The organism is Pseudorhizobium marinum (genome assembly GCF_000705355.1).
GTDB classification, from domain to species: domain Bacteria; phylum Pseudomonadota; class Alphaproteobacteria; order Rhizobiales; family Rhizobiaceae; genus Neorhizobium; species Neorhizobium pelagicum.
The window spans coordinates 254259-274038 of record NZ_JMQK01000004.1; the positions used below are offsets into that span (position 1 = coordinate 254259).

The 19780-nt window shown below is 63.7% G+C and carries 19 protein-coding genes; 9 read left to right on the forward strand and 10 right to left on the reverse strand.

The features are described from left to right. Positions 1–91: 91 nt before the first annotated feature. Both cydB and EO99_RS0106860 read right to left on the reverse strand, forming a co-directional pair. On the reverse strand, positions 92–1096 hold the full coding sequence (gene cydB / locus EO99_RS0106855; protein ID WP_029617902.1) for a cytochrome d ubiquinol oxidase subunit II: 1005 nt from the start codon (positions 1094–1096) through the stop codon (positions 92–94). Next, positions 1086–2504 carry a cytochrome ubiquinol oxidase subunit I gene (locus EO99_RS0106860; RefSeq protein WP_029617903.1) on the reverse strand — a complete coding sequence of 473 codons (1419 nt, stop codon included), beginning with the start codon at positions 2502–2504 and terminating at the stop codon, positions 1086–1088. Before EO99_RS0106860 ends, cydB begins: the two co-directional genes overlap by 11 nt. Positions 2505–2816: 312 nt before the next feature. Between EO99_RS0106860 and EO99_RS0106865 the strand changes: the two genes are divergently transcribed. Together EO99_RS0106865 and EO99_RS0106870 are read left to right on the forward strand one after the other, a co-directional pair. Further along, positions 2817–3086, forward strand: a complete 270-nt coding sequence (locus EO99_RS0106865; RefSeq protein ID WP_029617904.1) for a hypothetical protein — start codon at positions 2817–2819, stop codon at positions 3084–3086. A 27-nt stretch (positions 3087–3113) separates the two neighbouring features. Further along, on the forward strand, positions 3114–3320 hold the full coding sequence (locus tag EO99_RS0106870) for a hypothetical protein (protein ID WP_029617905.1): 207 nt from the start codon (positions 3114–3116) through the stop codon (positions 3318–3320). A gap of 54 nt (positions 3321–3374) precedes the next feature. Here the strand turns inward: EO99_RS0106870 and EO99_RS0106875 are convergent, their stop codons facing one another. Further along, complete coding sequence (locus EO99_RS0106875) at positions 3375–4127, reverse strand: endonuclease/exonuclease/phosphatase family protein (protein ID WP_051679732.1); 753 nt, start codon at positions 4125–4127, stop codon at positions 3375–3377. A 62-nt stretch (positions 4128–4189) separates the two neighbouring features. Between EO99_RS0106875 and EO99_RS0106880 the strand changes: the two genes are divergently transcribed. After that, a complete protein-coding gene (locus EO99_RS0106880) occupies positions 4190–5131 on the forward strand; it encodes a lysylphosphatidylglycerol synthase domain-containing protein (RefSeq protein ID WP_081851994.1) in 942 nt (313 codons plus the stop codon). On the opposite strand, the gene EO99_RS25570 is transcribed toward EO99_RS0106880, so the two are convergent. Next, positions 5108–6613: a phospholipase D-like domain-containing protein gene (locus EO99_RS25570; protein WP_051679733.1), complete on the reverse strand. Its 1506-nt coding sequence runs from the start codon at positions 6611–6613 to the stop codon at positions 5108–5110. The two genes, EO99_RS0106880 and EO99_RS25570, sit on opposite strands and share 24 nt — an antisense overlap. 121 nt (positions 6614–6734) lie before the next feature. Further along, entirely contained in the window at positions 6735–6887 is a 153-nt protein-coding gene (locus EO99_RS27980) for a hypothetical protein (RefSeq protein ID WP_173425139.1), read from the reverse strand. A gap of 167 nt (positions 6888–7054) precedes the next feature. Between EO99_RS27980 and EO99_RS0106895 the strand changes: the two genes are divergently transcribed. Next, on the forward strand, positions 7055–7564 hold the full coding sequence (locus EO99_RS0106895; RefSeq protein ID WP_029617908.1) for a ferritin-like domain-containing protein: 510 nt from the start codon (positions 7055–7057) through the stop codon (positions 7562–7564). 24 nt (positions 7565–7588) lie between these two features. On the opposite strand, the gene EO99_RS0106900 is transcribed toward EO99_RS0106895, so the two are convergent. The 4 genes from EO99_RS0106900 to EO99_RS28190 all read right to left on the reverse strand — a co-directional run bounded on the left by EO99_RS0106900 (position 7589) and on the right by EO99_RS28190 (position 11913). After that, positions 7589–7801, reverse strand: coding sequence for a hypothetical protein (locus tag EO99_RS0106900; RefSeq protein WP_139014995.1), 213 nt, complete (start codon positions 7799–7801; stop codon positions 7589–7591). 184 nt (positions 7802–7985) lie between these two features. After that, positions 7986–9959: an asparagine synthase (glutamine-hydrolyzing) gene (asnB, locus tag EO99_RS0106905; RefSeq protein WP_051679734.1), complete on the reverse strand. Its 1974-nt coding sequence runs from the start codon at positions 9957–9959 to the stop codon at positions 7986–7988. A gap of 107 nt (positions 9960–10066) precedes the next feature. Then, positions 10067–11440: an FAD-containing oxidoreductase gene (locus tag EO99_RS0106910; RefSeq protein WP_029617911.1), complete on the reverse strand. Its 1374-nt coding sequence runs from the start codon at positions 11438–11440 to the stop codon at positions 10067–10069. Beyond that, positions 11437–11913, reverse strand: a complete 477-nt coding sequence (locus EO99_RS28190; RefSeq protein WP_029617912.1) for a membrane protein — start codon at positions 11911–11913, stop codon at positions 11437–11439. Before EO99_RS28190 ends, EO99_RS0106910 begins: the two co-directional genes overlap by 4 nt. Positions 11914–12093: 180 nt before the next feature. On the opposite strand from EO99_RS28190, the gene EO99_RS0106920 reads away from it, so the two are divergent. The 5 genes from EO99_RS0106920 to EO99_RS0106940 all read left to right on the forward strand — a co-directional run bounded on the left by EO99_RS0106920 (position 12094) and on the right by EO99_RS0106940 (position 18559). Beyond that, positions 12094–13920, forward strand: a complete 1827-nt coding sequence (locus EO99_RS0106920) for a sensor histidine kinase (RefSeq protein ID WP_029617913.1) — start codon at positions 12094–12096, stop codon at positions 13918–13920. Further along, complete coding sequence (locus EO99_RS0106925) at positions 13917–15287, forward strand: sigma-54-dependent transcriptional regulator (protein ID WP_029617914.1); 1371 nt, start codon at positions 13917–13919, stop codon at positions 15285–15287. The genes EO99_RS0106920 and EO99_RS0106925 overlap by 4 nt, the downstream gene beginning before the upstream one ends. A 217-nt stretch (positions 15288–15504) precedes the next feature. Then, positions 15505–16488: a tripartite tricarboxylate transporter substrate-binding protein gene (locus tag EO99_RS0106930; protein ID WP_029617915.1), complete on the forward strand. Its 984-nt coding sequence runs from the start codon at positions 15505–15507 to the stop codon at positions 16486–16488. A 94-nt stretch (positions 16489–16582) separates the two neighbouring features. Then, complete coding sequence (locus EO99_RS0106935; RefSeq protein ID WP_029617916.1) at positions 16583–17044, forward strand: tripartite tricarboxylate transporter TctB family protein; 462 nt, start codon at positions 16583–16585, stop codon at positions 17042–17044. A gap of 9 nt (positions 17045–17053) precedes the next feature. Continuing rightward, positions 17054–18559, forward strand: coding sequence for a tripartite tricarboxylate transporter permease (locus EO99_RS0106940; RefSeq protein WP_029617917.1), 1506 nt, complete (start codon positions 17054–17056; stop codon positions 18557–18559). An 18-nt stretch (positions 18560–18577) separates the two neighbouring features. Here the strand turns inward: EO99_RS0106940 and EO99_RS0106945 are convergent, their stop codons facing one another. Further along, positions 18578–19627, reverse strand: coding sequence for a LacI family transcriptional regulator (locus EO99_RS0106945; RefSeq protein WP_029617918.1), 1050 nt, complete (start codon positions 19625–19627; stop codon positions 18578–18580). Positions 19628–19780 lie beyond the last annotated feature (153 nt).

The following is a 19780-nucleotide window of genomic DNA, read 5'->3' on the forward strand; positions in this document are numbered from 1 at the left end:
ATCGCGAGGCCGACGATGGTGATGGTCACGACGCCGGCCAGCCACAGGCCGAGGAACCAGAGCAGGCGCTTGCCGGTGCCTGGCTCGGCCATCAGTGGTAGCCTTCTTCCGGATCGACCTTCCCGCGGAAGACCCAATAGGCGTAAGCGGTGTAGCCGAGGATCATCGGCACAAGGACGACGGCGCCCACCAGCAGGAAGGCAAGGCTCGAATCCGGCGCGGCCGCTTCCCAGATCGTCACCGAGGTGGGAACGATGTAGGGATAGAAACTGATGCCGATGCCGGCGAAGCCGAGGACGAAGAGGCCGAGCGCGGCGACGAAGGGGCGGGTGTCGTGGTGGGTGCGAAGCCCGTGGAGCATCATCAGGAAACAGCCACCGACCAGCAGTGGCACGATGAAGCTGAAGGCGGCGGTCGGCCAGCTGAACCAGCGCTCGAGGTAAAGCGGCTCGAGGAACGGCGTCCACAGGCTGACGATGCCCATCGATACGAGCGTCCCGACCGCGGCCAGATAGGCATAGCGGCGCGCCTGTTCGGCCAGTTCACCCGTAGTCTTCATCACCAGCCAGGTGGCGCCCAGCAGGGTGTAGCCGATCAGGACGGCCAGGCCGGTGGCGATCGAGAAAGGCGTCAGCCAGTCCCACCAGCCGCCGGCATAGGCCCGGTCGACCACCGGTATGCCCTGGACCAGAGCACCCAGCGCAACCCCTTGCGAGAAGGCCGCAACCACCGATCCGCCGGTGAAGGCCCAGTTCCACAGGTGCTCGGCCCGTTTGGTCCGCCAGCGGTATTCGAAGGCGACGCCGCGGAAGATCAGGCCCAGCAGCATGGCGATGATCGGCGCATAAAGGGCCGGCAGAATGGTGGCATAGGCGAGCGGGAAGACCGCCAGAAGTCCGCCGCCGCCGAGCACGAGCCAGGTCTCGTTGCCGTCCCAGACGGGGGCAACGCTGTTCATCATCACGTCCTTGTCGTGCTTTTTCTGAAAGAAGGGAAACAGGATCCCGACGCCCAGATCGAACCCGTCGAGGATCACGTAGGCCAGAACGGCAAAGGCGATGATGGCCGCCCAGATGAACGCAAGATCAATGTCCATGGTGATCGAACTCCTGCTTCCGGGCAAGGTGTGGCGCCGGCGTAATGCCGGCGGTGCGGATCGGGCCTTCGTCGAGATCGTCCATTGGATCCTTCGGCAGGCGCGACATCAGCCTCAGGATGTAGAAGGTACCGGCGCCGAAGACGAGGAAGTAGACGATGATGAAGGCAATCAGCGAACTGGCGACGGCCGGTGCCGAGATCGGCGAGATCGAATCTGCCGTCAGCAGGTGTCCGTAGACCGTGTATGGCTGCCGGCCAACCTCCGTCGTGATCCAGCCGGCCAGCACGGCGACGAAGCCTGCCGGACCCATCACCAGCGCCAGACGGTGGAGCCAGTCGTTCTGGTAGAGGGTACCCCGCCAGCGACAGTAGAGACTCCAGGCGCCAAGCCCGAGCATGGCGAAGCCGAGCATGATCATCACGCGGAACGACCAGAAGACGATCGCCACTGGCGGATGCAGCTCCTCGGGCACCGTGTCCAGGCCCGCCAGGGGCGCATTCAGGCTATGCTTCAGGATCAGGCTCGACAGTTTCGGAATCTCGACGGCGTAGTCGATCCGCTTTTCGTCGGGATTGGGGATGCCGAAGAGGATCAGCGGCGCACCATCCGGATGGCTTTCGTAATGACCTTCCATGGCCATGACCTTGGTCGGCTGATGCTCCAGCGTATTGAGGCCATGCATGTCGCCCACGAAGATCTGCAGCGGCGCGACGATCATCAACATCCACATGGCCATCGAGAACATCTTGCCGGCACGAAGCGGCGAGGTGCGCCGTATCAGGTGCAAGGCGCCAACCGCTCCCACCACGAGAGCGGTCGTCAGGTAGGCGGCGAGAACCATGTGGACCAACCGGTAGGGGAAGGACGGGTTGAAGATGATCGCCCACCAGTCGAGCGGGATGAACTGGCCGACGTCATTCATGCCAAAGCCCTGGGGTGTCTGCATCCAGGAGTTCACGGCCAGGATCCAGGTGGCCGACATCAAGGTGCCGAAAGCGACCATCAGCGTGGCGAAGAAGTGCAGCCCCGGTCCGACCCTGTTGCGTCCAAACAGCATGACGCCCAGGAAGCCCGCTTCCAGGAAGAAGGCGGAAAGCACCTCATAGCCCATCAGGGGGCCGATGACGGGGCCGGCCTTGTCGGAAAAGACGCTCCAGTTGGTGCCGAACTGGTAGGACATGACGATGCCGGAAACGACGCCCATGCCGAAGGCGAGGGCGAAGATGGTCTTCCAGAAGTCGAAGAGCTCGAGATAGACCTCCTGCTTCGTCCACAGCCAGAGCCCCTGCAGCACGGCGAGATAGCTGGCCAACCCGATCGAGAAGGCCGGGAATATGATGTGAAAGGAGACTGTGAAGGCGAATTGGAATCGAGCCAGCACTATGGCGTCGAAGTTCTCGAACATGAGCCTCAGACCTTTTCTAACCGGACCACAACGTGGGCTTCCGTTCCCCTAAGATGCGGCCACAGGGCCAAAGGTCAATACGGGCGGATCGCCGCAGCGAGGCGCTTTGCCACAGAGCAAGAAAAATGGCGCTTCCGGAGGAAGCGCCAGATGGGGAGGGTACTTAGACACTGTCGGGAGCCCATTGTGTCTCCGACCGCCTGTTAACACGCCATTCTGGGAGATGTTCCCTCTCGCCGAGTCCAAGTTTTCCCGGGGAACAATCATGTCCGCGGCCCGGTTTGACCATTGAACCACGCGAAGGAGGCAGACATGAGCAAATCCGTTCAGACGACAGATCACAAGGAAATCCAAAGCTGGATCGAAGAGCGCGGAGGCCATCCTGCGCGGGTGAAGGCCTCCGGGGAGGGCGGCATCCTGCGGGTCGATTTTGGCGAGCCGGAAGAGTCGCTCGAGCAGATCGGCTGGGACGACTTCTTTTCCATCTTTGACGAGAACGAGCTCTGCTTCCTCTATCAGGAAGAGACCTCGAGCGGCGGGACCAGCCGGTTCAACAAGTTCGTCTCCCGCACCAACGACTGAGATTTGCGCAACAGGACGGAGATCGTGATGGCAAGCTCCAAGCACCTCAAGACAGATCGGCCGAGTGATGCGGATCTCAAGGGCAATCCCGGAATCGGGACCTCCAGGGGGCGGCATGGCCATATCGTCGAAGGCGTCATCCAAGGCGAGAATACGGAGGAGGGCGATGTGATGAACGACACGCTGCCCTCCGGCGGCATCGACCCGGATCAGCGCGGCCGCAACAACAAATAGCGAAAGCGACAAACGAGCAGAGGGTGCGGCACGAGCCTACCTTCTGCTCCTTTGTCAGAGACGCACAGTCGCCATCAGCGGGAGATGGTCGGACGCGATGCGGGCACGTGGATCCGCGATCACCTGCGCATCGAGAACCTCTATGTCATCCGACACCAGGATGTGGTCGAGACGCATGAGGGGGAAGCGTGACGGAAATGTCGCGCGGGCTTTGGCGCCGGTTTGCAGCTGAACGTCCTTCATGCGTCGCGCGACCTGCCTGTATGCAGCCGACTGGCCGATCGAATTCAAGTCACCGATCAGGATCTGCGACTTTCCCTCGCTTTCGGGGTTGCCAATCCATGAGGGTCCCAGCAGCGTAGTCATCTGTTGAACCCGATCCCGCCTGGGGAGCCCAAGGTGCGTGTTGAACACCTGAACCTGTTTGTCGCCAACGGTGACTTCAACCCAAAGCGCACCTCTTTGCTCGCTGCGGGACGGCAGCATGCCGCCTTTCACGAATTGCATCGGCAGCGTCGTCAGGATGGCGTCGCCATAGCGCTCCTCGGCGACATGGAGGGCAGCGTGAAAATGGAACTTCATCTCCAGGAGGGAGGCTATGATCTCCGCCTGATCGGCTCCCCCCGTGCGCCGGCGACCGACGTCCAGTTCCTGAAGTCCGATGATGTCGGGAGAAAGCGCTGCGATCACGTCCGCGATGCGAGCGGGATCAAGCCGCCGGTCCGTTCCGATGCAACTGTGGACGTTGTAACTGAGGATCTTGAGGACGCGCCGGGAGGGGTCGATCTGCTGCTGCGTGGATGCCATGCGGTTGGGAACCCGTTTGCCGTGCTTTCGTTCCCTGATAGCGGACAGGGAGAGGGCAGGACATGATCACAAGACGGCATCTATTCAAGTTGCTGGTCGTCGTTGCCGTCGTCGTCGCTGCGGTCATCGTCTACCGGAGCCTCGGGCGCTACACCTGGGAAGAAGTCCGGATCTCCGTCGCGGCGATCCCGCTCAGTAACCTGCTCTCCGCATTCGGCTTTGTCATCGCTTCCTATGTCTGCCTGAGCGGCTTCGACTGGCTTGCCGTCCGCTATGCCGGCAAGCCACTACCCTTCCCCCGGACGCTGCTGGCATCCTTTACCGCCCTGTCCATCGGTCATAACGTCGGAATGGCGGCGCTGAGCAGCGGCGCCGTGCGTTATCGCTTCTACTCTCGCTGGGGATTGTCGCCGGAGCAGGTTGCCAAGGTCATCGTCTTCTGCGGGTTTACGGTCGCCATTGGCCTCGAGACGCTGGCCGGCATCGCTCTTCTCTCGTCACCGAACGGGCGAGGCGACATGCTCGGCCTATCGGGGACGGCATCCGTCGTTCTGGCGCTCGTGATCCTGTCGCTGCCGGGCTCCTATCTGATCATCTGCTGGCGCGTGCGGCGCTCGCTGGTCATCGGTCGCTGGAGCTTCGATCCGCCGCCGCTGCGGCTTGCCCTGGGGCAGGTCGTCGTCGGCACCCTCAACTTCGCCTGTGTAGCCGGGGCCATCCATCAGCTGCTGCTGGCGGTTTCCGAAGTGCGTTTTCTCGAGGTCGCGACCGCCTATGTCACCTCGAACATCGCCGCGCTGATCAGCCATGTGCCCGGCGGGCTTGGTGTACTCGAAGCGACCATGCTCGGCCTCCTGCCCGCCAGCGGCACGATCGGAGCGCTCGTGGCGTTCCGCGTCCTCTACTTCTTCGTGCCGCTATTGATCGGTGTGCCGACACTGATTGTCAGCGAGGCCTATTTTCGCCGCCGGCAGACGCCGCTAACCGAACAGACGGCGGCTTAGGCGGCCAAAGGAGCGGCGGACGAGGGTTGCCATCGGCCGGATCGGCCAGAACGGCTGCTTCGGGTCGAAGATGCCCGTCCCGACCAGCGAATCCGTATCTCCCTCCTCTGCGTCCACGTCAAAGGGCCTGAGTCCACGCGGATTGACGTTAAGGCGATCGATGACCGCAATCAGGGAGCCCGTCTCGGCAAAGACCTGTGCCACGTCAGACGGTGCGGCGCCGAGGTGTTCCGCCAGCAGATCGTTGCGGATCGTCTCGATGGCACCTCGACCTTCCGACGTGGCGGTTTCGACCGCGAGATCGCATTCGGTGTCGAGGCCTTCGGAACGATTGTTGAGGTTGGACGAGCCGACGCGGATGAAGCGATCGTCGACGACGATCACCTTGGAATGCACGATGACCTCCTTCTCGCCGCCCTTGCCGTCCGGCGTGACGGCATAGCAGACCCTCAGGCGGCCGTGGCGATCCACCCGCTTCAGGCGACGGATCAGGCGGTTTCGGTTCTGGCCCATCATCGCCTGCTCCAGGAAGCCGTGGGATTCCCGGGTGACGATGACGATGATCTCCGGCCCGCGGCGCGCCTTCAGGCGTCTTGCCAGAGTACGGGCGACCCCAAAGGAGGCGAGATATTGTGACTCGATATAGAGGTGATGCTCTGCTGCGCGCAGGGCCGCATGGGTCAGGCGAATGGCCTCCCGGTGGCCCCGACGACCCTTCCACCTCCACGCTTCCGTGAGCGCCAGAGCGGTGTTGCAATCGGTCAGGGCCGGCTGCAGGTCCTCTGGCCAGGGGGTGTCGCCGGAGGTGGCTTCAACCGGCTGCAGGTCCTGTTTCGTCAGCCGCTTCCAGCGACCGCGGGCGATATCGCCGGCAAGGCGCGCCGGCGGGCCCGCCACAACGGCCTGGACATCGTGCACCGCCCCATAGGGGGTGCCGTCGGGCGAGACACGAAGCGGATTGTCGGCAAGATGCCGGCGGTCGTCCCATCGCCGGGCGGTCAGATCCATGCCTCCGACAAAGGCGGTCCTGTCATCTATGACGACGATCTTCTGGTGATGGCTGGCGCGAAGCGGGTGATCGAAATCGAACTTGAGCGAGATCCGCGGATGATCGCTCCATTCCATCTTGCCGAACATCTTCAAGCTCTTGCCGGAATAGACCGGCCCCATGCCCCAGACGAGCAGACGGACCTCAAGCTCGGGTTTTGTCTCAACGAGATGGCGCAGCAGCTCGCCCAGCGTCGCGCAATGGGGATCGTCCGGGCGGAGCTTGATGTCGGGATTGAAGTCCCACCCAACGATGAACACCGACTTCTGGGCCTGGCGCAAAACCTGATCCAGCCGCCGGAAGTAATCGGCGCCATCAACGAGGATCGAAACCTTGTCCGCCCGCGCACGTCGCCAGGCCGTCCGGCCAAGCTTGATGATCGGGCCGGATTGCGGAGCCTGTTTCTGGGAAAATGCTGTTGCCGTCACGTCCACCTATACGCCCCCGTATGCAAATATTTCACGGAAACGTATTTTGTTCCAGCTTGTTCCATCGTGACGGCCGCGCAGGCCCGTCACCGGAAAACCTCAGTGTCTTCAGCACCGGTAGCTGCCGTCAGGCATAGGCCGGCGGATTGTTCTCGTCCGGGTTCGGATTCGGCGTCTCGTCCGGCAGCCGATCGGGATCCGGCTCTTCGATCGGTGGCTCGGGCCTTCCATCCGGCGTCGGGACCGGCGGCGTCTCATATGGTTCGCGAGGATCAGCCATTGTTGTCTCCTAGTGAGATAGTAGGGCAAACCCGGAGCGCTGCCGAATGTTCCGGCTTTATTGGCCGCCGGACGGCTGTTCTGTCATGCTAGGGGAGGGGAACCGTCTGGTAACCCCGGCCGTTCGGCCTCATGGGACGCAGAATTGGGATGTCAAAGGAGGATATGGTGGCACACACGCAGGACCACTTTGCAAACTGGCTCCGGGATGCTCATGGGCTCGAGGAGCAGGCGGTGACGATGCTGGCGGCGCAAGCCAAGCGCATCGAGAACTATCCCCTGCTCAAGGCGCGGATAGAGGAGCACCTTGCGGAAACGAAGGGACATGTCCAGGCACTCCAGTCCCTGCTGGACAAGCTGCCGAACGGGCGCACGTCGATCTTGAAGGATGTCACGGGCCGGTTGAGCGCGACCTTGCAAGGGCTGGGCGGTGCACTGACGCACGACGAGGTCGTGAAGGGGGCCATGGCCGCCTACGCTTTCGAGCACGTGGAGATCGCCACCTACCGCGTACTCATCGCGGCTGCCGACGAGCTTGGCGAGGTGGAAGCGAAGGCTGTCTTCGAAGACATACTGGCCGACGAGGTGGCCATGGCCTCATGGCTGGAAGAGAACCTCGACGATACGACGCGGCTCTTTCTCATGCGCGATGAACGGGAACTCCAGGCCAAACGCTGACCGGAACTTGACGCGGGCAGGCGCTCAGTGCGCCTGAGGCATCCGCCCAGACAGACGTGCACGAAGCTCTGTCTCGTCGCGTACGCCGTCGCGATAGAGCTGGAAGATCTGCGCCGCCAGCCGGTTCGCTTCGTCGGCGTCTCCGAGGAGCCGTCGCTGGATAGAGACTCCCGCGTAGCATCGCTGAAGGAGAGCGAGTTCCTGTGGCTCGAAAGTGGAATGCGAGGTCTGCGTCATGTCATGCCTCCGTAAATCCGGAACCGGGGTGTTCTGCATCATGCAGAACCCGACGCTCATCCCAAAGAATGGGTTCACCCTACGCCGAATGCCACTGGGTGCAAGCGTGCCGAAGAAGGGGACAGGATGTTCGGCACGAGTCTCACGGAGACGTTACTTCTCCGTCTGCAGATGCGTCCAACTCTCACATAGTCGTCAACGGCTGATGCAAATGGTCAGGCCTCGCAGGCTCGATTGCCTGTGGGCTCGCGAAGGACTGCAGCCAGAGCTGCGTCGACAATATGCCGACGAAGGCGGCGTTGTCCCTGAAGCCGCTGACGGTTGTGGTCCGGCACTTCCGGCTAAGTTTGGCGACTGCCCCGGGGGCGAAAACCCCGCCGGCTGCGATCGCCTGCGGACTGAGAAGATTGGCGACGTAGTCCGGCTCGGGCGAAAAGAACGAGCCGCTGTCCGGCGCCCGGTAGGGCTGCTTCGGCCGCCGCACGACGGTCTCCGGCAGGAGATTTTTGGCAACCCGCCGCAGGATATCCTTCTCGCTCAACCCCTTCAGCTTTGCATCCGGATGAAGCCGGTTGGCAAATTCCACCAGCCGGTGGTCGAGGAAGGGGAAGCGGCCTTCGACCCCATGCGCCATGGCCATGCGATCCCCCTGGCTGGACAGGATGTAGCCCGGCAGGAGGAAGCGCGCCTCCAGGTACTGTGCCTGGTGGAGCGGATGCCAGCGCGCAAATTCGGGAGGCAGGCGGGACGCGAGATCCTCTGCGGCATCGTATCCCTGGAGCGTCGACCGCAGATCGTCGGAGTAAAAGATCTTGGCTGCCGCGGTGCTGCGGAAGCGCGGCCGATGCGAGAACAGCGGATCATCCAGCGCATCCTTGTTGGCACTGAAAAAGGCCGCCAGATAGTCGGTCGACTGCTGCTTCAGGCCGGGCAGGTAGGGATAGAGCTTGCGGAACAGATGCGGACGGATGCGCGAGCCGGGCTGGCGGGCGCAGAAGCGCCGTACCCGCGCTTCCCGAAAGATGTCGTAGCCGGCAAAGACCTCGTCGGCGCCCTCTCCGGTCAACACCACCTTCATGCCGGATTGCCGCACGAGCGCGGCGAGCTGGAAGAGGGGTGCCGGCGCCGTGCGCAGCACCGGCCGCTCGGTGAAGCGGATGACCTCCGGAAAGCTGTTGGCGATGTCCTCGGGTCGGCAGGCAACTGACCGGTGATGGGTGCCGAGGCTTTCCGCGACCTGTCGCTGGAACGCGCTCTCGTCGTGCTCGGCACTCTCGAAGGTGACGGAAAACGTGTTCAGGCCATCGGGAGCCATAGGCGCCGCGAGCGCAGCGATCAGCGAGGAATCCAGCCCGCCCGAGAGATAGGAACCAACCGGGACATCGGCACGCATCCGCAGCCGCGTCGCATCCAGCAGCAGCGCCCGCAGCTCCTCCTCGGCTTCGCCCTCGTCTCGATCCGGTCTCAGGTCGGCGAGATCGGGATAGTCGAGGCGCCAGTAGGATGATGTCCTCGCGCTGCCGTTCTCAAGGATCAGGCAGGTGCCAGGTTCGAGTTCGGAGATGTTCTTGAAGGCTGTGCGCGGCGCGATCGGCGCCCATAGCGTGAAGATCTGGTCGAGGGCGAAAGGATCCAGTTCCGCCTCGATGCCGGGCACCGCGAGCAGCGCCTTCACCTCGGAGCCGAAGTAGATGACGCCGCGCTTTTCCGTATAGAACAGCGGCCGCACGCCCATGCGGTCACGGGCCAGCAGCATGCGGCCCCGCCGCCGATCCCAGATCGCAAAGGCGAAATCGCCGTTCAGCCGCGACAGGCAATCGTCGCCATAGTGCGCGTAGAGCTGGAGAAGAACCTCCGTGTCGCCGCCGGTGCGGAAGCGGCAGCCGCGGGCAATCAGGTCCTCGCGCAGCTCCACGTAGTTGAAGATTTCGCCGTTGAAGGCAATGACGAGGTCTCCGTCCTCGCTGGCCATCGGCTGGTGGCTGTCGCCGAGGCCGACGATCGACAGGCGGACATGGGCAAGGCCGATTCCGGGCGCCGAGAACGTCCCTCGGCCATCGGGACCGCGGTGGGCAATGGCCTGCGCCATGGATTGCAGCAGAGGCTCCGGCCCATCCGGAACGTCAACCTCTCCAACGAAGCCCGCAAATCCGCACATGCTCTTCCGATCCGACCTGTAATCCCTCAAGCTTAAACGCAGAAAGTGCAGCAGCGGTTAACCCGCCCCGCGCCGAAACGGCGGAGGCAAAGGCGGTAAACGGGCGGTCAAACCGGCTCCATCGCCTGGATGACGGTCGGCCATAGTTCCGAGACGGTCGGATGGATCGGCACGGCCCAGCGCAGTTGATCGGCGGTGGCGCCTGCGTTCATCATGTCGAGCACGCCGTGGATGGCTTCGTCGCCGCCGGTGCCGAGGATCGCGGCACCCAGGATCCGGCGGCTGTCGGCATCAGCGATGATCTTCATGAAGCCCTGGGTCTCGCCCTTTTCGACAGCGCGCCCGACGCGGCTCATCGGACGGGTGCCGACCAGGACCTTGTGCCCCGCCGTCTTCGCCTGAGCCTCCGTCATCCCCACCCGCCCGAGTGGTGGGTCGATGTAGAGGGCGTAGCCGAGCACGCGGTCGGAGACCTTGCGGTTCTCGCCGTCCAGCAGATTGGCGGCGACGATCTCGAAGTCGTTGTAGGCCGTGTGGGTGAAAGCGCCCTTGCCGTTGCAATCCCCGAGCGCCCAGATGCCGTCGACATTGGTGGAGAGCCCGTCGTCGACCTTGATATAACCCCGCTCGTCCAGCTCGACACCGGCCGTGTCCAGCCCGAGATCGTCGGTGTTCGGGCGCCTGCCGGTGGCCAGGAGAACGTCGGACCCGATGATCTCCGGATCGCCTTCGCCGCACTCCAGCGCGACGGCCACACCCTCGTCGTGGCGGCGGAAGCGGATGCATTCGGCGCCGGTGCGGACAGTGATGCCCTCGCTCTCCAGGATCTCGCGGATGGCCTGGGACACGTCCGGGTCTTCGCGGCGGATCAGCCGGTCGCCCTGCTCGACAATGGTGACCTCAGCCCCGAACCGGCTGTACATCTGGGCAAACTCAAGCCCGATATAGCTGCCGCCAATGATCACGAGATGGCGCGGCACGCGGTCGAGCATGACGATGCCGCTGTTGGTGAGGTAGTCGATGTCCTCGATCCCCGGAAGATCGGGCACCACCGCCCGTCCGCCGACATTGATGAAGATCTGCGGGGCCTGCAGCAGTTCGTCGCCGACCCTCACACTGTCTGGACCCTCGAAGCGCGCGTGGCCGCGGATCAGCGTGCAATTCTCCATGCCGCCCAGCCAGTTCTCGTTGTTGGTGCGGGCATTGAGCGTCACCTGATGGGAGCGCTGCATGACTTTCGCCATCTGGACCTGCAGAGGACCTTCAAAGGAGAGGCCGTAGTCCTCGACGCGGCGGGCCAGATGCGCTGCATAGGCGCTCGCCACCATAGCCTTCGTCGGCATGCAGCCGGTGTTGACGCAGGTGCCGCCGACATGGTGGCGCTCGATGATGGCAACGGTCTTTCCCGCAGCCGCCAGTCGCCCGGCGAGTGGAGGGCCTGCCTGGCCGGTCCCGATAATGATGGCGTCGAAGGTCTTCACGACACAGCCGCCACTGTGACGGCATTGAGGATGAGCCAGGCGCCGACGATCGCCACCGCGTCTTCGATCAAGGCAGCGGGTGTATCCCGCCCCACCGCCTTCGCAAGCGCGGAGCGAACGGCGGCGCCGCCGTAGGTGCCGGCAACCGCACCGATCGCACCGGCTGCCAAACCCCCGGCCCACATGCCGAAACCGACGCCAATGGCTGCACCGGAAAGAGCCCCCATGACCACGCGGGTCGCAAACTGCGGCGGAACCTTCCGGCTCGGTGTCGACGGCAGCTGGTCGGTGACCAGTTCGGCCACGGCGAGAATGGTGAGGATGACCGCGGCCCAGATGGAGCCCAGGAAGGACAGCCAGGTGCCGTCCAAAACCAGAATGCCGGAATAGGCTGCCCAGCTGACCGCCGCGGGGGCGGTCATGGCGCGAAGGCCTGCAACGACGCCTATCAGAAGTGCGAGGAGGTAGACCATGGCGAGCCCTTTCCGGCCGTGAGGTGAGCATGCTGTGCCTGATCCAATCACGCTGCAGACAGGAGTCAAGTGAAGCTTGTCCGGCTGTACCGGGCGGTCCTCAGATCGGCAACAATCTGTAGCAAATGGCGCAGGCTGCCCCTATGATCAGGGCATCTTGCTGGGAGGAGCCGGATCTACTTGCCACATCGTGTCCTGATCGCGTCGATCGTCTGCATTGCCGTCGTGCTGTCCGTCATCTTCGGCGGCGGACCCATCGCATCCCGCAGCTACCTTGAGGAAACCGCGGCCCAGGCGCAGACGACCTTGCGGCTCGCCGTCGCGGCCCTGGAGGGGCATCTCAAGCGTTACGAAGCCCTGCCGGCACTGATCGCCGACCAGGAGAACATCGAGGAGCTCGTGCAGCGGCCCGGCGACGAGCACCTGCGGACGGTGGCGAATGCCTATCTGAAGGACATCAACGGGCTGCTGACATCGTCGGACATCTACGTCATGACCATGGACGGCAATACGGTTGCTGCCAGCAATCACGACGGTCCCCTGAGTTTCGTTGGCGAGAACTTCAGCTATCGCCCGTATTTCCAGGACGCCGCGCAGGGCCGGCAGTCCCGTTTCTATGCGCTGGGGACGACGTCGCTGAAGCGAGGCTATTATTTCGGCTCGCCGATCGAGGTCCGGGGCGAGATCCTTGGGGTGATCGTCTTCAAGGTCGATATCGACGCCATAGAGCGCTCCTGGAGCGGCGGCGACAGCCGCATCTTCGTCTCCGATCCGGAAGGTATCATCTTCATGACGGGCTCGCCGGAATGGCTGTATTCCGCCATCGAGCCGCTGACGACGGAGCGCCTGGCGCGGACGGAGGCCTCCCGCCGCTATGCGGACGCCTGGCTGCGCGAACTGCCGGTGAGGCGCGGCACCTATGCCGGCCACGACAGCATGACGATCTCGGACGGCACGACGGATCGGGAGTACCTCGTCGCGTCGGCGCAGATGGCGGATGCCGGCTGGACCGTCAACGTGCTGATCGATACCGGCACCGTGCGCGCGCAAGCGAAGACGACGATCATCGCCATCCTGTTGTTTCTGTGCCTTGCCGGACTTTTCCTGGCGATCATCCTGCAGCGACGCGCCAGCCTCAACGAGCGGATGCAGATGCAGGCGGAGGCCAAGGAAGAGCTGGAACGGCGGGTGGAAGAGCGCACAGCCGATCTCGCCCGGGTCAACAGCCGGATCGAGAAGGAAATCGCCGAGCGCCGCCTGACCGAGAAACGCCTGCGACAGACGCAGGCGGATCTGATCCAGGCCGGCAAGCTTGCGGGCCTGGGGCAGATGTCGGCGGCGCTTTCGCACGAGTTCAACCAGCCGCTGGCGGCCGCCAAGACCTATGCGGAAAGTGCTGCAGTCCTGATCGCCCGCGGACGCATCGACGAGGCGAGCGACAACGTGCGGCGGATCTCGGCCCTGATCGACCGAATGGCGTCGATCAGCCGCCATCTGCGCAACTTTGCCCGCAAGCCGAAGGAGAAGCTCGGTGCCGTCTCTCTGGACGAGGTGGTGCGGGACACGCTGGAGATCGTGGACGCCCGGCTGAAGGCGGCGGATGCGGAACTGACGGTGACGCTTGGGACGGAGCTTCCGCAGGTCAGGGCAGGGGCAGTCCGGCTGCAGCAGGTGCTGGTCAACATCATCACCAATGCAGCAGATGCCGTGGAGGGGCTGGAGAACCGGCAGATCAGCCTCACGGCCATGGCGGAAGCCGGCAGGGTCGTTGTCCTGGTTCGCGACCACGGACCGGGCGTCGCCGCCGCGATACGGGAGAGGATCTTCGACCCGTTCTTCACCACGAAGGGCGTCGGTAAGGGGCTCGGCCTCGGACTTTCCATCTCCTACAACATCGTCAAGGATTTTGGCGGCAGCCTGACGGTCTGTGACGCCGCCGAGGGCGGGGCGGTGTTCCGGATCGAACTCGATGCCGCCAGCGAAAACGCGCTCGAGGCAGCGGAATGACAGACCAGAGGGTTCTGCTGGTCGATGACGAAGAGGAATTGCGCCGGTCGACGGCGCAGGCGCTCGAACTGTTCGGACTGTCGGTGCAGACATTTTCCACCGCCGACCCGGTGCTGGAACTGATCGGCTTCAGCTTCGACGGCGTCGTGGTCACCGACATCCGCATGCCGGGGATCGACGGCATGACGCTCCTGCATCGCATCCGCGAGCTGGATCCCGAGATCCCGGTCATCCTCGTGACCGGGCACGGAGATGTACAGCTGGCCGTCAAGGCAATGCGCGAAGGCGCCTATGATTTCCTGGAGAAGCCATTCACGCCGCAGCACCTGGCGGGGGTGATCCGCCGTGCCCTCGATCGCCGGGGACTGGTGCTCGAGAACCGCCGGCTGCGCGCCGTTGCCGGCAAGCGCGACGATCTGGAGGCGCGGCTGCCGGGCCGGACCCAGATCATGGTCGACCTGCGTTACCGGATCCGCGCCATCGGGGCGACGGATGCGGATACGCTGATCATCGGCGACACCGGGGCGGGCAAGGAGGTGGTGGCGCGGGCGCTCCACGACATCAGTCCGCGCGCCAGCCGCCCCTTCATCGCGATCAACTGCGCAGCACTGCCCGAAAACCTGATCGAAAGCGAGCTGTTCGGCCACGAGGCCGGTGCCTTCCCCGGAGCGATCCGGGCACGCTTCGGCAAGTTCGAGCATGGTCGCGGCGGCACGATCCTGCTCGACGAGATAGGCTCGCTGCCCTTCGACCTGCAGGCGAAATTCCTGCGGGTGCTGCAGGAGAGGGTAATCACCCGGCTCGGTTCCAACGAGCTGGTGCCGCTCGACGTGCGCTTCATCGCCACCAGCAAGGTGGACCTGGAGGCGGAGGTGGCGGCGGGCCGTTTCCGCGCCGACCTGCTCTATCGGCTCAACGTCGCGACCATCCATGTCCCGTCGCTCGAGCAGCGCCGGGCGGACATCCCGCTCCTTTTCCTCCACCTGGTGCGGGAGGCTGCCGCACGCTTCGGCCGCGACGATATGGAGGTACCGCCGGACGTGATCTCGTCCGTTGCACAGAGGGAGTGGCCGGGGAATGTCCGGGAAATGCGCAATGCCGCCGACCGGCTGGTTCTGGGGCTCGAGGCCGCAACGGTCGACGCGGGGGCTGGGCGCGACGTCAACGGTCGCCTGGCCGAAAAGGTCGCCGCATTCGAAAAGAACATCATCGCCAGTGCGATAGCGGCGCATGGCGGCGCGCTGCGACCGGTCTATGAAGCGCTCGGCATCTCGCGCAAGACGCTCTACGAGAAGATGCAGAAATACGGGCTGGATCGACGCATCCTCGGGCCGGATCAGATCCTGGACGAGGATCGCGACCTGTAGCTTCGGCCCGGTTATCAACAGCGATGGGTGGATTTCCACCCATCAATCGGCCCGGTTGTTTCCCTTTCCACCCATGTTGCAGCGCGACGGACGATAATAGCCGCTTCGGCAGCGGGTGGAAGATTGCGACTCTCGACCTTCGGACATCAATCTGCGGCAGGCTGGCGCTGGAGGAGCTTGCGCCGGCTCAAAGAGATTTTCATCCTGGAGGAGTTCCATGAAAACCCTGAACGCCATCATTGGCGCTACCGCGCTTGCGGCTGCCTCTCTCATGTCCGTCGCTGCCGGCGCGCAGACCTATCCGGACCGCACGATCACCATGGTCGTGCCGTTCGCTGCCGGCGGTCCGACCGACACCGTCGCCCGTCTGGTCGCGGAAGCCATGTCCAAGGACCTCGGCCAGCAGGTCATCATCGAGAACGTCGGCGGTGCCGGCGGTACTCTCGGCGCTGGACGCGTGGCCAATGCAGAGGCCGACGGCTATACCGTGCTCCTGCACCATATCGGCATGGCGACCAGCGCCACGCTCTACCGCAAGCTGCCCTACGACACGCTGAACGCCTTCGAATATGTCGGCCTCGTCACCGAAGTGCCGATGACCATCGTCGCGCGCAAGGATCTCGAGCCGACAGACCTGCAGGGCCTTATCGAATACGCCAAGGCCAACAAAGATACCGTCACCGTTGCCAACGCCGGCATCGGCGCTGCCTCGCATCTGTGCGGCATGCTGTTCATGAGCGCCCTCGAGACACCTCTCGTCACGGTCCCCTACAAGGGCACCGGTCCGGCCATGACCGATCTTCTCGGCGGCCAGGTCGACATCATGTGCGACCAGACGACGAACACCACCAAGCAGATCCAGGGCGGCACGATCAAGGCCTATGCCGTGACCTCGCCCGAGCGGCTGGATGTCCTCAAGGACGTGCCGACGGCTGCCGAAGGCGGCCTGTCGGACTTCCAGGTCGGCATCTGGCACGGCATCTATGCTCCGAAGGGCACGCCGGCAGAAGCCGTCAGCCGCCTGTCGGAATCGCTGAAGCTGGCGCTCGTCGATCCGAACGTAGCGGCCCGTTTTGCCGAACTCGGCACGGAGCCGTCGCCAGAGACTGACGCCACTCCGGAGGCCCTCAAGGCGAAGCTCGAAGGCGAGATCGCCCGCTGGAAGCCGGTGATCGAGGCTGCCGGCGAATACGCCGACTGAGCTAGCTGCGCTGTTGAAGATCCTCTCCCTGGCCTGCAGGGGGAGGATTTTTCCTTGGCGCGCCTGCTGCGCCCCTCCAAGTCCCGGAGCGACCATGAGATCCTCGAAATTCGACACCACAAATCTTCTTTGCGGCCTGCTGTTCATCGGCCTTGGCCTGTTTTTCGCCATACAATCCCTGACGCTCGACCTCGGCACGGCATTCCGGATGGGGCCTGGATATTTCCCCTTGATCCTTGCCTGCGCGCTCATCCTGTTCGGCGGCATCATTTTCGTGCAGTCGCTGCGCATCGAAGGGGACGCGATCGGCCACATCGCCTGGCGCGGCATGCTCTTCATCCTGCCGGCTCCGATCTTCTTCGGGCTCACCGTTCGCGGCCTGGGTTTCGTACCGGCGATATTCCTGGCGGCGCTCATCGCGTCGTTCGCGTCGTCGAAGATGAAGCCGCTCACCGCGCTGGTGCTCTCGTTCTGCCTGACGATCTTTTCAATCCTCGTGTTCAGCTACGGGCTCGGCCTGCCGTTCCGCCGCTTCGGACCCTGGCTCGGCTTCTAGGAGGGGCAGATGGATTTTTTCAGCAATCTCGCTTTGGGTTTCGCGACGGCCTCGTCGATCGAAAACCTGTTCTTCTGCCTGATCGGTGTGCTTCTCGGCACGCTGATCGGCGTTCTGCCCGGCATCGGCGCAACCGCCACGATCGCCATGCTGCTGCCGATCACCTTCCAGCTGGAGCCGGTCTCCTCCCTGATCATGCTGTCCGGAATCTATTACGGTGCCCAGTACGGCGGTTCGACTACGGCCATCCTCATCAACATGCCGGGTGAATCCTCGTCGGCAGTCACGGCCATCGACGGCTACCAGATGGCCCGTAAGGGCAGGGCAGGGGCGGCCCTTTCGATTGCGGCGCTCGGGTCCTTCTTCGCCGGCACGGTTGCGACCTTCCTGGTCGCCATCTTCGCACCACCGCTGACCGCCATCGCCCTGCAGTTCGGCGCAGCCGAATACTTCTCGCTGATGGTGGTCGGCCTCGTCTCGTCGATCGCGCTGGCGCATGGCTCGATCATCAAGGCGCTCGCGATGGTGTCGCTGGGGCTTCTGCTGGGGCTCGTCGGCACGGACATCTATACCGGCACGCCGCGCTTCACGCTGGGCATCCGTGAGTATTCCGATGGTCTGAACTTCGTCGCCGTGGCCGTCGGCGTCTTCGGGATCGCGGAGATCCTTCGCAACCTGGAAAGCGAGAAAACGCGGTCGCTGCTGATGGCGAAGGTCAGCGGTCTGTTGCCGACGAAGGACGACTTCAGGCAGATGATCGCCCCCGTGCTTCGCGGAACGGTCATCGGATCCGCGCTCGGCATCCTTCCCGGTGGCGGTGCGATCCTTGCCTCCTTCGCGTCCTACACCGTCGAAAAGCGGATGTCGAAGAACCCGGAAGAGTTCGGCCATGGTGCGATCGCCGGCGTGGCCGGTCCTGAGTCGGCCAACAATGCCGGTGCGCAGACTTCGTTCATCCCGCTCTTGACACTCGGCATCCCGGCAAACCCCGTGATGGCGCTGATGATCGGCGCGATGATCATCCAGGGTATCGTGCCGGGTCCGAACGTTGCGACCGAACAGCCGGCGCTGTTCTGGGGCATCATCGCCTCGATGTGGATCGGCAACCTGATGCTCGTCGTCCTGAACCTGCCGCTGATCGGCCTCTGGGTGAAGCTCCTGACGATCCCCTACTACGTGCTTTTCCCGATCATCATGGCCTTCTGCTCGATCGGGGTCTACAGCGTCAACTCCAACGTCTACGACCTCTTCGCGGTCGCCTTCTTCGGGTTCATCGGCTATGTCCTGGTAAAGCTCCGGTGCGAACCGGCGCCGCTGCTCCTCGGCTTCGTGCTGGGGCCGCTGCTCGAGGAAAACCTGAGGCGGGCGATGATCCTGGCCCGCGGAGACCCGAGCACCTTCCTGACCCGACCGATCAGCGCGACGCTGCTTCTGATTGCAGCGGCGGTTCTTCTGGTCGTGCTCCTGCCGAGCGTCCGGAAGAAGCGCGAAGCCGTCTTCCAGGAAGAAGACTGAGACAAGCCTGCAGGCGCTTCAGATCGTCTGGAGCGCCTGCAGTTCCGAAACCGGCGGCTGCTCGGAGATCCGCCTCAAGAGCAGCCGGGCCATCAGTGCCCCTGCCTCTGACAGATCCTCATAGATCGTCTCGGTGCGCGGTCTGATCTGGTCGAAAATCCCCGACGTCTGCTTTGCCACCAGCCTGACATCTCTGCCAAGCTCCAGGCCGCGGTCATACGATGCGGCCATGACGGCGAGCGCCGAGACTTCGCCGCCGCAGATGAAGCCATCCGGCCGGTCCGGTTGCGAAAGCCGATCGTCAATCACCCGACGGATGTCTTCCGACTTGCTGTCGAGGGTCACTTCCTTCGGAATCTCGAACGCGATGCCTTCCTCGCGCACCGCCGTCATGAAGCCATGACGCATGTGATGGGCGAAGGTGAAACGTTCCGGCGGCAGGATGATGGAGAGCTTTGTGGCGCCGGCGGCGATCAGCTTGCGGGCTGCCTGGTATGCGAAGGCGTGATTGTCGAAATCGACGTAGGGATGCTGCGTCGCAAGCTCCGTGCGCCCATGGCAGATGAAGGGGAAATCTCGTTCCAGCAGCAACCTCACCCGTTCGTCGGAGGGTTCGGTGCGGGTAAAGATGATGCCGTCCGCCATGCGGTTGCGCATGATGTGACGCACCGGATCGAGATGCGGCGTGTCGGAGAAATGCGGCGTGATGACGAGGTGATACGTCGTCCGGCGCAGCGCTTCGGTGATGCCATTGATCATCGACGTGGCGTAGCCGAGGATTTCCTCGTGCGGATCGAGGACGAGGCTGATCACATTCGTCCGTCCGGTGCGCAGCCGCTGCGCTGCCCGATCGGGGAAGTAGCCGATCTCCTCGGCAACCCGACGGACCCGCTGCCGGGTCTCCAGCGCAATCTGCGGGGCATCGGCGAGGGCCCGCGAAACGGTAGTCACGGCCAGACCCGTCAGTTCCGCCACCGTCCTCAGCGTCGGTTTGGCGTCATTGCCGATGTACGTACCTCTTTTCGGGACAGTGCGCTCCCCGACGTCTTTTCCATGCCGATCAGTCATCCGGCGTCCTCTCCTCCCAAGCCCCGATGTGCAGCTCCCGACTGCTAACTATATCGTTATAAATTTCGGGGGCAATCTTTTGCAATTATCGCATGACGCAAAACTTGCCTCACGAAAACAATGCCCTAACTGCTCCGTCGACCGCTCTTCCGG